General features: G+C 66.9%; 9 protein-coding genes. 7 read left to right on the top strand and 2 right to left on the bottom strand.

The features are described from left to right. Window positions 1-55: 55 nt before the first annotated feature. A complete protein-coding gene (locus tag QQL87_RS08800; RefSeq protein ID WP_349817258.1) occupies window positions 56-958 on the bottom strand; it encodes a tyrosine recombinase XerC in 903 nt (300 codons plus the stop codon). A 460-nt stretch (window positions 959-1,418) separates the two neighbouring features. Between QQL87_RS08800 and QQL87_RS08795 the strand changes: the two genes are divergently transcribed. Continuing rightward, entirely contained in the window at window positions 1,419-3,629 is a 2,211-nt protein-coding gene (locus tag QQL87_RS08795) for a primosomal protein N' (RefSeq protein WP_284417025.1), read from the top strand. Between the two features lie 122 nt (window positions 3,630-3,751). On the opposite strand, the gene QQL87_RS08790 is transcribed toward QQL87_RS08795, so the two are convergent. Further along, window positions 3,752-4,297, bottom strand: a complete 546-nt coding sequence (locus tag QQL87_RS08790) for a septal ring lytic transglycosylase RlpA family protein (RefSeq protein ID WP_284417023.1) — start codon at window positions 4,295-4,297, stop codon at window positions 3,752-3,754. Window positions 4,298-4,949: 652 nt separating this feature from the next. Here QQL87_RS08790 and QQL87_RS08785 point away from each other — a divergent pair. The 6 genes from QQL87_RS08785 to QQL87_RS08760 all read left to right on the top strand — a co-directional run bounded on the left by QQL87_RS08785 (window position 4,950) and on the right by QQL87_RS08760 (window position 11,999). Then, window positions 4,950-5,510 (top strand): F0F1 ATP synthase subunit delta, encoded by a 561-nt coding sequence (locus tag QQL87_RS08785; protein WP_284417021.1) that lies wholly within the window; start codon window positions 4,950-4,952, stop codon window positions 5,508-5,510. Next, complete coding sequence (gene atpA / locus QQL87_RS08780) at window positions 5,510-7,042, top strand: F0F1 ATP synthase subunit alpha (RefSeq protein ID WP_284417019.1); 1,533 nt, start codon at window positions 5,510-5,512, stop codon at window positions 7,040-7,042. Before QQL87_RS08785 ends, atpA begins: the two co-directional genes overlap by 1 nt. 155 nt (window positions 7,043-7,197) lie before the next feature. Beyond that, window positions 7,198-8,076, top strand: coding sequence for a F0F1 ATP synthase subunit gamma (locus tag QQL87_RS08775; protein WP_284417016.1), 879 nt, complete (start codon window positions 7,198-7,200; stop codon window positions 8,074-8,076). A gap of 94 nt (window positions 8,077-8,170) precedes the next feature. Then, window positions 8,171-9,613: a F0F1 ATP synthase subunit beta gene (gene atpD, locus QQL87_RS08770; RefSeq protein ID WP_284417014.1), complete on the top strand. Its 1,443-nt coding sequence runs from the start codon at window positions 8,171-8,173 to the stop codon at window positions 9,611-9,613. Between the two features lie 114 nt (window positions 9,614-9,727). Beyond that, window positions 9,728-10,135 carry a F0F1 ATP synthase subunit epsilon gene (locus QQL87_RS08765; RefSeq protein WP_284417013.1) on the top strand — a complete coding sequence of 136 codons (408 nt, stop codon included), beginning with the start codon at window positions 9,728-9,730 and terminating at the stop codon, window positions 10,133-10,135. A 169-nt stretch (window positions 10,136-10,304) separates the two neighbouring features. Further along, complete coding sequence (locus QQL87_RS08760) at window positions 10,305-11,999, top strand: adenylate/guanylate cyclase domain-containing protein (RefSeq protein WP_284417011.1); 1,695 nt, start codon at window positions 10,305-10,307, stop codon at window positions 11,997-11,999. Window positions 12,000-12,058: the final 59 nt, after the last annotated feature.

Genomic DNA, 12,058 nt, shown 5'->3' with positions numbered 1-12,058 from the left:
GACGATTGCCGGAACCGCCGGGGCAGCGCAAGCGAAACGATATGAACGAAAGATGTCACCGGCGCGGATGCGCCGACGCGTAGACCTGCAGCAGCCGCTCCGAATCGATGCCGGTATAGATCTGCGTCGTCGACAGCGAGGCGTGGCCGAGCAGCTCCTGGATGGCGCGCAGATCGCCGCCGCGCGACAGCAGATGGGTGGCGAAGGAATGGCGCAGCGCATGCGGCGTGGCGCTGTCGGGCAGGCCGAGCGCGCCGCGCAGCCGCTCCATCGTCAGCTGGATGATGCGCGGGCTCAGCGGGCCGCCCTTGGCGCCGACGAACATCGGCCCGTCCGCGGGCAGCGGATAGGGGCAGAGTCTTGCGTATTCATCGATCAGCTGCAGCACGTTCTGCAGCACCGGCACCATGCGCGTCTTGTTGCCCTTGCCGGTCACCACCAGCACGTCGCCGTCGCCCGCGCGTGGCACCTCGCGCCGCTTCAGGCCGAGCGCTTCCGAGATGCGCAGTCCCGAGCCGTAGAGCAGGGCCATCACCGCGGCGTCGCGCGCCAGCACCCATGTCTCGCGGGCTTCGCCGGCGCGCTCGTCGGCATCGGCCAGCCGCTTGGCGGCGTCCATCGGCAGCGGCTTCGGCAGGCTCTTGGCGATCTTTGGCGCGCGGATGCCTGAGAGCGCGCCGACCTTGCCCTTGCCCTCGCGCTCCAGGAAGCGCCCGAACGAGCGCAAGCCCGCCAAGGTTCGCATCAAGGAGCGTCCGGCGATGTCATCGGCGCGCCGCATCGCCATGAAGGCGCGGATGTCGGCGGCCTCGAGTGCCGCAAAGCGGGCCAAGGTGACCGGCTCGCCCCAATGGGTGCAAAGGAATTGCAGGCACTGCCGGAGGTCGCGGGCATAGGCCTCCACCGTCTTCGGCGACAGCCGCCGCTCGCTGCGCAGATGCGCCAGCCACTGCATCATGGCCTGGACGACGCCTTCGTCGGCACCGAGGAGGGCGGGGACCTGAGATTCTTCGTCTGTGTTCGCGTGAGTCGGCTGTGTTTGCTTTGACATGGCGTCCGGGCCCACGGATGGGCGCTGTGAAGCGTTGCCGATCGCCGCGAACTCGGTTTGCGCCTCTCCCCGCTCTTGTCCGCCGTAGCTCGGAGAGCGAAGGCGGATGCGGGGAGAGGTCGGATTGCATCGTCAGATGCAATCCGGGTGAGGGGGCTCTCCGCGCGGACGGTGCTGACCACCCGTGCGGCTGCCCCTCACCCCAACCCTCTCCCCGCAAGAGCGGGGCGAGGGAGCGCACCGACCGTGCGGCAACAAGCTCGATCTCATCTTGTCGAGTCAGATATATCGCATCCTCGTCCTTTACCGTTCGCTAACTTTGCCGGGCGGCTTTCGCTACAGCCCGCGCAAGGCTATCTCCGCCCCCATGGACCGCCCGACCGATCTCTTTCCAGCAGCAGCCAGCGCGACCGGCGTGGTCGACGTGCTGGTTCCGGTCGCGCTCGACCACACCTATTCCTATCGCGTGCCGCGCGGCATGGATCTGAAGCCGGGCGACGTCGTCGGCGTGCCGCTGGGCTCGCGCGAGGTGCTCGCGGTGGTGTGGGCGGAGAATGCCAATCCCGATCCGCGGCTGCACAACCGGCTCAAGGACGTCAGCGAGAAGTTCGAGGTGCCCCCGCTCAAGCCCGAGCTGCGCTCGCTGGTCGACTGGGTCGCCAATTACACGCTGTCGCCGCGCGGCATGGTGCTGCGGATGTGCTTGCGCATGGGCGAGCATCTCGGGCCCGAGCGCGTCCGTCTCGGCGTCCGGCTGGTCGGCGAGCCGCCGAAGCGGCTGACGCCGTCGCGCCGGCGCGTGATCGAGGCGGTGTCGGACGGCCTGCTGCACGGCAAGTCGGATCTGGCGCGCGAGGTCGGCGTATCCACCGGGGTGATCGATGGGCTCGTCGACGAGGGCACCTTGACGGTGGAGGCGATGCCGCGGGCGCTGGCGCCGCCCGCGCCCGATCCCGACTTCGCCCGGCCGGAGTTCTTCGATGCCCAGCAGGCCGGCGTCGAGGCGATGCGGGAGCTGGCGGCCAATGGCGTCTTCCAGGTGGCGCTGCTCGACGGCGTCACCGGCTCCGGCAAGACGGAGGTCTATTTCGAGGCCGTGGCCGAAACCGTCCGCCGCGGCCGCCAGTCGCTGATCCTGATGCCGGAGATCGCGCTGACCGGCCAGTTCCTCGAGCGCTTCGCGCGCCGCTTCGGCGTGCGGCCGCTGGAATGGCATTCTGAGCTGACGCCGCGCAACCGTCAGCGCAACTGGGCTTCGATCGCCGCCGGCGAGGCCCCGGTCGTGGTCGGCGCGCGCTCGGCGCTGTTCCTGCCCTATGCCGATCTCGGCCTCATCATCGTCGATGAGGAGCACGACCAGGCCTACAAGCAGGACGAGGGCGCGCATTACCATGCCCGCGACATGGCCGTGGTGCGCGGCCACATCGCCAAGTTTCCGGTGGTGCTGGCGTCCGCCACGCCCTCGGTCGAGACCGAGGTCAATGCCCGCAAGGGCCGCTACCAGCGCGTGGCGCTGCCGTCGCGCTTCGGCGGCCAGCACATGCCGCATATCGAGGCCATCGATCTCCGGCGCGAGCCGCCGCCGCGCGGCCGCTATGTCTCGCCGCGGCTGGCGGGCGAGATCCGCACCGCGATCGAGCGCGGCGAGCAGGCGCTGTTGTTCCTGAACCGCCGCGGCTATGCGCCGCTGACCCTCTGCCGCGCCTGCGGCCACCGCTTCGCCTGCACCATCTGCGACGCCTGGCTGGTCGATCACCGTTTCCGCCAGCGGCTGGTCTGCCATCATTGCGGGTTCTCGATGTCGCGTCCGCCGACCTGCCCGCACTGCGCGGCAGAGGAATCGCTGGTCGCTGTCGGGCCCGGCGTCGAGCGGCTGCAGGAGGAGGCGGCGGCGCTGTTTCCGGACGCGCGCAGCATGGTGCTGTCGAGCGATCTGATCACCTCGATCGAGACGATGCGCGCCGAGCTGACCGAGATCGCGGAGGGGCGCGTCGACCTCATCATCGGCACCCAACTGGTCGCCAAGGGCCACAACTTCCCGCGGCTCAATCTGGTCGGCGTCGTCGATGCCGATCTCGGCCTCGGCAATGGCGATCCGCGCGCCGCCGAGCGCACCTGGCAGCTCTTGAACCAGGTGATCGGCCGTGCCGGCCGCGAGCAGGGGCGCGGCCGCGGCTACCTTCAGACCCACCAGCCCGAGCATCCCGTGATGAAGGCGCTGGTCGCCTGCGATCGCGAGGCCTTCTACACCAGCGAGATCGACGCCCGCGAACGCACCGGCTATCCGCCGTTCGGCCGTCTCGCCAGCCTGATCATCTCGGCCGGCGACCGGCCGACCGCAGAAGGCTTCGCCCGCCGGCTGGTCGCGTCAGCGCCTTCAGAGGAGGGCGTGCTGCTGCTCGGCCCGGCCGAGGCGCCGCTCGCCGTGATCAAGGGCCGCTACCGCTTCCGGCTGCTGCTGAAATCGGCGCGCAATTTCGACCTGTCGGACTATCTGCGCCACTGGCTGGCGCATGCCGAGAAGCCACGCGGCAATCTCAAGCTCGAGGTCGACGTCGACCCGCAGAGCTTCTTGTAGCGGTTGGCACCGCTCTCTCCACCGTCATTGCGAGGAGCGCAGCGACGAAGCAAATCCAGAGTCCCGACGGGACCCTGGATTGCTTCGCTGCGCTCGCAATGACGCGCGGAGCGTGATGTGGCTTACGACACGACCTCGGCGGTGACGCGGCCGACGCCGGCGCGGGTCAGGCCGATGGCGCGGGCGGCGCCGGTCGAGAGGTCGAGCACACGGCCGCGGATGAACGGGCCGCGATCATTGACGGTGACGATCACGCTGTTGCCGCCATGGGTGACGCGGAGCTTGGTGCCGAACGGCAGCGAGCGGTGGGCGCAGGTCATGGCGTTGGCGTTCATGCGCTGGCCGGACGCGGTGCGGCTGCCGGACTCGTTGCCGTAATACGACGCCATGCCGGAGAAGGAGCGGCCCGTGCCGGACGACGGTGTGACCGCCGCGTTGGCGTTCATCCAGGAGGAGCCGTTGGACGACCAGCCGTTCGAGAAGGAGTCTGCCGCGGGTTCGGCGGCTTGGCGCGCCATGTGATGGTGGTGATGGCGAGCGTGATGATGATGCCTGGACCTGGCCGAGGCTTCGGTGGAGGTGCCGCCGACGATCAGCGTGATGGCAACGGCGAGCGCGGTACGCGAGCCGGCGATCTTGCCAGCCGAGAGGTTGTTCAGTTTCAGCATCTTTGTCCCTCGAAACAGTATTGCTGCGTTCTGCAGCCAGTGGACCCCCGTCAGGTATTGAGGCGGCCGCCGTTTGGTGGGCCAATGAGGCATGAATGGGGCAGTAGAGTTTGTTCCACTCGAGGGGGAACATCTTGAGATCGGATCTGTTCATCACGGAAAATTCCGTAATCCGCACCCTTAACCCTTCATTAACGAATAAATACTTTGAAATACTGTTGAGTGAAGTTCTCGCTGGGGGTGTGAAGATGTCGGCAAGTAATGCCTGCGTGGGGTGCGGTCGGCGCCCGAAAGGTCCAAAACGACAGTCAAGGCCAAACCCGCATGGCGGCCATGCAGCAACAGTTGGAACAAGATGCGAGGCTGTGGTAACGGGGTCGGGGCGAGCCGGGTGATGCGATCGTGTCGCTCCACTTGCGCGGTGCATGACGACCGACCGCGGCGCGGCAACAAGGTGCCGAATAGCGGGCCACCGCTTGTTGCGGCTGCGCGTACGCTATGTTAGCAAAGCGCCGCTTTTCGTGATCAAGCTGCTCCCGCGGCGATCGAAAATCAAAGTCCTGCTTGAATTCCAGGGGCTTAACTGGACTGCCGCGCAGCGGCGCGCCGGTTTATCTCTCGTGGGTTGGGCACTTATAAAAAGAGCGCGTCTGTGGCTGCTGAAGATCCCTCCGTATCCGGTGTGTCCGGTCGTTACGCGACGGCCCTGTTTGAACTGGCCCGTGACGAAAAATCCGTCGATGCGGTCAAGGCCGATCTCGACAATTTCAATGCTCTTCTCAACGAAAGCGCCGATCTCAAGCGCCTCGTCCGGAGCCCCGTGTTCGGCGCCGAGGTCCAGCTGAGGGCGCTCAATGCCGTGCTCGACAAGGCCGGCATCAGCGGTGTCGCCGCCAACGTGCTGCGGGTGCTGACCGCGAATCGCCGCCTGTTCGCGGTGGCCGATGTGATCCGCGCCTTCAACGCGCTGGTCGCCAAATACAAGGGTGAAGCCACGGCCGACGTCACCGTCGCCGAGCCGCTCTCCGACAAGAATCTCGACGCCCTGAAGGCCTCACTGAAGACAGTGACCGGCAAGGACGTCGCGCTCAACGTGAAAGTCGATCCAGCGATTATCGGCGGGCTCGTCGTCAAGCTCGGCAGCCGCATGATCGATAGTTCGCTTCGCACCAAACTCAACTCGATCAAGCACGCGATGAAAGAGGCAGGCTGATGGACATCCGCGCCGCGGAAATTTCCGCGATCCTCAAGGACCAGATCAAGAATTTCGGGCAGGAAGCCGAAGTCACCGAAGTCGGGCAGGTGCTGTCCGTCGGTGACGGTATCGCCCGCGTCTTCGGCCTCGACAACGTTCAGGCCGGCGAGATGGTCGAGTTCGAGAACGGCACCCGCGGTATGGCGCTGAACCTCGAGACCGACAATGTCGGCGTCGTCATCTTCGGCGCCGACCGCGAGATCAAGGAAGGCCAGACCGTCAAGCGCACCCGCGCCATCGTGGACGCGCCGGTCGGCAAGGGCCTGCTCGGCCGCGTCGTCGACGCGCTCGGCAACCCGATCGACGGCAAGGGGCCGATCCAGTTCACCGAGCGCAAGCGCGTCGACGTCAAGGCGCCGGGCATCATTCCGCGCAAGTCGGTCAACGAGCCGATGTCGACCGGCCTCAAGGCGATCGACGCGCTGATTCCGGTCGGCCGTGGCCAGCGCGAGCTGATCATCGGTGACCGTCAGACCGGCAAGACCGCGATCGCGCTCGATACGATCCTGAACCAGAAGCCGCTCAACGTTGCGGGCGCCCCCGAGAGCCAGAAGCTGTATTGCGTCTATGTCGCGATCGGCCAGAAGCGCTCGACCGTCGCCCAGTTCGTCAAGGTGCTCGAGGAGCAGGGCGCGCTGGAATATTCGATCGTCGTCGCCGCCACCGCGTCCGATCCGGCCCCGATGCAGTATCTCGCCCCGTTCACGGGCTGCACCATGGGCGAGTACTTCCGCGACAACGGCATGCACGCCGTGATCATCTATGACGATCTGTCCAAGCAGGCCGTCGCCTACCGCCAGATGTCGCTGCTGCTGCGCCGTCCGCCGGGCCGCGAAGCCTATCCGGGCGACGTGTTCTATCTGCATTCCCGTCTGCTCGAGCGCGCCGCCAAGCTCGGCAAGGACCACGGCCTGGGCTCGCTGACCGCGCTGCCGGTCATCGAGACGCAGGCGAACGACGTGTCGGCCTACATCCCGACCAACGTCATTTCGATCACCGACGGCCAGATCTTCCTGGAAACCGACCTGTTCTTCCAGGGCATCCGTCCCGCGGTGAACGTCGGTCTGTCGGTGTCGCGCGTCGGCTCCTCGGCGCAGACCAAGGCGATGAAGAAGGTCGCCGGCAAGATCAAGGGCGAGCTGGCGCAGTACCGCGAAATGGCGGCGTTCGCGCAGTTCGGCTCCGACCTCGACGCCTCGACCCAGCGCCTGCTGAATCGCGGCTCGCGCCTGACCGAGCTCCTGAAGCAGCCGCAGTTCTCGCCGCTGAAGATGGAAGAGCAGGTCTGCGTGATCTGGGCCGGCACCAACGGCTATCTCGACGCGCTCCCGCTCGGCAAGGTTCGCGCCTTCGAGGACGGCCTGCTGTCGCTGCTGCGCGGCAAGAATGCCGAGCTGCTCAACGCGATCCGCGACAGCAAGGATCTGTCCGACGACAGCGCCGCCAAGCTGAAGGCGGTCGTCGAAGGCTTCGCCAAGACCTTCGCCTGACGGCAAGGGTCGGGGCCGGCTCGCGCCGGTCCCCCACGTCGTCGACGTGGGCCAACGTGACATCTCATGCCCGGCGCCAGGCCGGGCATGACCAATCTCAGGGTTGAGCGGTCGGGTCCTGAAGGGATCGGCCGCCGGGGTGAGCTAGACGAACAATGGCGTCACTGAAAGACATGCGGGTCCGCATCGCCTCGACCAAGGCGACGCAGAAGATCACCAAGGCGATGCAGATGGTCGCGGCCTCCAAGCTGCGCCGTGCGCAGCTCGCGGCCGAGGCGGCGCGTCCCTATGCCGAGAAGATGGACGCCGTGATCTCCAACATCGCGAGCGCCACCATCACGTCCGCCGGCGGGCCGAAGCTGCTCGCGGGCACCGGGCGCGACCAGGTGCATCTGCTGCTGGTCTGTACCGGCGAGCGTGGCCTGTCCGGCGCGTTCAACTCCTCGATCGTGCGCCTGGCGCGCGAACGCGCGCTGGCCCTGATGAACCAGGGCAAGGACGTGAAATTCTTCTGCGTCGGCCGAAAGGGCTACGAGCAGCTGCGCCGTCAGTTCGACAAGCAGATCGTCGAGCATCTCGACCTGCGCGCGGTGCGCCAGATCGGCTTCGCCAACGCCGACGACATCGCCAAGAAGGTCATCGCCCGCTTCGAGGCCGGCGAGTTCGATGTCTGCACGCTGTTCTATTCGCGCTTCCGCTCGGTGATCGCGCAGATCCCGACGGCCCAGCAGATCATCCCGCTGGTGGTCGAGGCGCGGCCCGCCAACGCGGCGCCGCTGGCGCCCTACGAATACGAGCCGGAAGAGGACGAAATCCTCGCCGGGCTGCTGCCGCGCAATCTCGCGGTGCAGATCTTCCGCGCGCTGCTGGAGAACAACGCGTCGTTCTACGGCGCGCAGATGTCGGCCATGGACAACGCCACGCGCAACGCCGGCGAGATGATCCGCAAGCAGACGCTGATCTACAACCGCACGCGTCAGGCGATGATCACCAAGGAACTGATCGAAATCATTTCGGGCGCCGAGGCGGTCTAGCGGATCGCGCAGCGCCCGTTGAAGGGCAACCCAGGAACATATCCCGGTCGAGCCGACCGTGGTTTCGCATACGGATCGTAAGGAGAGATAACCAATGGCTACCGCAGCCAACCAGATCGGTCGCATCACCCAGGTCATCGGCGCCGTCGTCGACGTGCAGTTCGAAGGTCACCTGCCGGCCATTCTCAATTCGCTGGAAACCAAGAACGGCGGCAACCGCCTCGTGCTCGAGGTCGCCCAGCATCTCGGTGAGTCGACCGTGCGCACGATCGCCATGGACACCACCGAAGGCCTGGTCCGCGGCCAGGAGGTCAGCGACACCGGTTCGCCGATTCAGGTGCCGGTCGGTGAGGGCACGCTCGGCCGCATCATGAACGTGATCGGCGAGCCGATCGACGAGGCCGGCCCGGTCGTCGCCGAAGGCCTGCGCCCGATCCACGCGGAGGCGCCGAGCTACACCGACCAGTCGACGGAAGCTGAAATTCTCGTCACCGGCATCAAGGTCGTAGACCTCCTGGCGCCCTACGCCAAGGGCGGCAAGATCGGCCTGTTCGGCGGCGCCGGCGTCGGCAAGACCGTGCTGATCCAGGAACTGATCAACAACGTCGCCAAGGCCCACGGCGGCTACTCGGTGTTCGCCGGCGTCGGCGAGCGGACCCGCGAGGGCAACGACCTCTATCACGAGTTCATCGAGTCCAAGGTCAATGCCGATCCGCACAATCCGGATCCGGCCGTCAAGTCGAAGTGCGCGCTGGTGTTCGGCCAGATGAACGAGCCGCCGGGCGCCCGTGCCCGCGTCGGCCTGACCGGCCTGACCGTCGCCGAGCATTTCCGCGACCAGGGCCAGGACGTGCTGTTCTTCGTCGACAACATCTTCCGCTTCACCCAGGCCGGTTCGGAAGTGTCGGCGCTGCTCGGCCGCATCCCTTCGGCGGTGGGTTATCAGCCGACGCTCGCCACCGACATGGGCGCGCTGCAGGAGCGCATCACCACCACCAACAAGGGCTCGATCACTTCGGTGCAGGCGATCTACGTGCCGGCCGACGACTTGACCGATCCGGCGCCGGCCACCTCCTTCGCCCACTTGGACGCCACCACGGTGCTGAACCGTGCGATCTCGGAAAAGGGCATCTATCCCGCCGTGGACCCGCTCGACTCGACCTCGCGCATGCTGTCGCCGCTGGTTGTCGGCCAGGAGCACTATGAGACCGCGCGTCAGGTCCAGCAGATCCTGCAGCGCTACAAATCGCTGCAGGACATCATCGCCATTCTCGGCATGGACGAACTGTCCGAAGAGGACAAGCTGACGGTGGCCCGCGCCCGCAAGATCGAGCGCTTCCTGTCGCAGCCGTTCCACGTCGCCGAAATCTTCACCGGTTCGCCGGGCAAGTTCGTCGACCTCGCCGACACCATCAAGGGCTTCAAGGGCCTGTGTGAAGGCAAGTACGACCATCTGCCGGAAGCCGCCTTCTACATGGTCGGCAACATCGACGAGGCGGTCGAGAAGGGCAAGAAGCTGGCCGCCGAGGCGGCGTAAGAGGCGAATAGCGAATAGGGAGTAGCGAATAGAACAGTCCGTTCGCCACTCCCGTCTTCACTACTCGCCATTCGCTACTCGCTACTCGCAGGTTTTCTGTTCGTAAGGTTCCCAATGGCAACTTTCCATTTCGATCTCGTCTCGCCGGAAAAGATCGCCTTCTCGGGCGAGGTCGACCAGGTCGACGTTCCCGGCCAGGAGGGTGATTTCGGCGTGCTCGCCGGCCATGCGCCGTTCGTGGCGGCGCTGCGCCCGGGCATCCTGACGGTGACGTCAGGCGGATCGCAGCAGAAGATCATCGTGCTCGGCGGCCTCGCCGAGATCTCGGACAAGGGTCTGACGATTCTCGCCGACGTCGCGACGTCGCTGAAGGAGCTGGATCACACCGCCTTCGCGGCCGAGATCGCCGGCATGGAATCCAAGCTGAACGAAAAGCAGGGCAACGAGCTCGATCGCGCGATCGAGCGGCTCGATCACTTCAAGACGATCCAGCAGCAGCTCAACAGCACGGCGCTGCACTGATCGATCGGCGCGCCGTCTGAACAAGCGTTCATGGCCGGGCTCTGCCCGGCCATTTTCGTCTGTGGGCTCGAACGTCCCGCGTCGGCGGATGACTACTAGCAAGGGGATGCCGGTTGCGTGGTCGCCGATCTGACGGCATGCTCCCGGCCATTCGACTGGGCGTGGTGACATGGCAGGGCAGATCGTCTTGAAGCGCAAGATCGCGGCGATTTTCGCCGCCGATATTGCCGGCTATTCCCGCCTCGTCGCCGAGGATGAAGAGGAAACGCTGCGGCGCCTGGCGGCGTATCGCGAGGTCGTCGACGACTTCATCGCACGCGCTGGCGGCCGCATCTTCAACACCGCAGGCGATGCCGTGCTCGCGGAGTTTCCCAGCGCCGTCGAAGCGGTGCGCTGCGCGATCGACATCCAGGAAAGCCTGCGCACGCGCAACATGGCGTTTCCGCCGAACCGGCAGATGAGCTACCGCATCGGCATCACCATCGGCGACGTCGTCGAGCGCGACGGCGACCTGCTCGGCGACGGCGTCAACATCGCAGCGAGGCTGGAGGGCCTCGCCGATGTCGGCGGCATCTGTATCTCGCGCGCGGTGCACGAGCAGGTCGCCAACAAGCTGTCGGTGCAGTTCGCCGACATGGGCGCCCGCGAGGTCAAGAATATCCCGACGCCGGTGCACGCCTATCGCGTGGCGATGCGCCGCGAGGACGGCACCTACGCGCCGCCGCTGGACAAGGCGGCAAAGCGCGCTGGTCTGCGCCGCTTGGTCGGGGCGATCGCCTTGGCTGTCGTCGCGCTCGCCGCGATCACCGCCGGGACGGCATTCTATCTGGACCACCGCCAGTCCCAGCCCGCGCAGCCGGATGCCGCGAAGGCGGCGGCCGAAGCCTTGGCGCGGCTGTCGGCCAAGCCGGCGCCGCCGCCGCGGCGTGCCGCGTCATCGGCCGCCAAACCAGCATCGCCGGAGCCGGCTGCCGCGCAGCCGGGCGCGTCCGCGCGCGCGGATCATCCGGCGCCGGCCCCGTCGGCGACGCCGGTTGCGGTCGAGAAGTTCGTGCCCGACACGGTGCCGTTCGTCAGCGAGCGCACGCGCATCGCGTTGGCACGCGACTATGTGCCGGCCCCTGCCTACAAGGCCTTCGCGACCACCACCATTGGCGTCAGCGCCTATGTCAGCGGACAGCCGAGCGAGGAGGCGGCCAAATCGGCTGCGCTCGAGCAGTGCCAGCAACGCGCCGAGGCCTCCAACGGCCCGCGCAAATGCGAGCTCTACGCCGTCGGCGATAGCGTGGTCTATGCGCACAGCAAGCCGCCGCTGCCGCCGCTGCCATGGGTGCGTCACGACCCGAGCACCGAGCGCGCCTTCAGCGCAGCCGAGATGCCGCTGGTGCGCGACGCCGGACGCGCGCGGCTGGAGGCGAACTACGGCGCGGCGCGGCGAACCAAGGCGATCGCGCTCGGCCCGGGCGGACAGTTCATCTACACCGTCGGCGGCGAGCTGGTCGACGACGTGGTCCGGCGCAATCTCGAGGCCTGCGGAGCCCAGGCCGGTGCGCCCTGCATGATCGTCGCTCTCGACGATGCTTTCGTGGTGCCGGTGCCGACAGTGATGAAAGCCACGGGCTTCTTCCACGCGGCCAGCCACGCGGCGATTGCCCCGGAGGCGCGCGAGGAGGTGGTGCGTCGGCTGGAGGCTGCGACGTCCGGGTGGAACGCCATCGCGGTCGGAACCGCCGGTCGCCCCGGGTTCGGCCTGAGCGGCGACCGCGAGGAGACGGCGATCGGCGGCGCGCTGGCGGATTGCTCCACCCGCGACAACGACTGCCGCGTGATTGCGATCGGCCCGTTCACGGTCGAAGACAATTAGCCCAGCCTTCTCGGCGGTCATTCCGGGCATGTGGACCAGGCAGCCAATGGCGGACGGCA

This window comes from Bradyrhizobium sp. SSBR45G (assembly GCF_030159255.1).
GTDB lineage: Bacteria > Pseudomonadota > Alphaproteobacteria > Rhizobiales > Xanthobacteraceae > Bradyrhizobium.
This window is presented reverse-complemented; position numbering and strand designations above follow the sequence as displayed.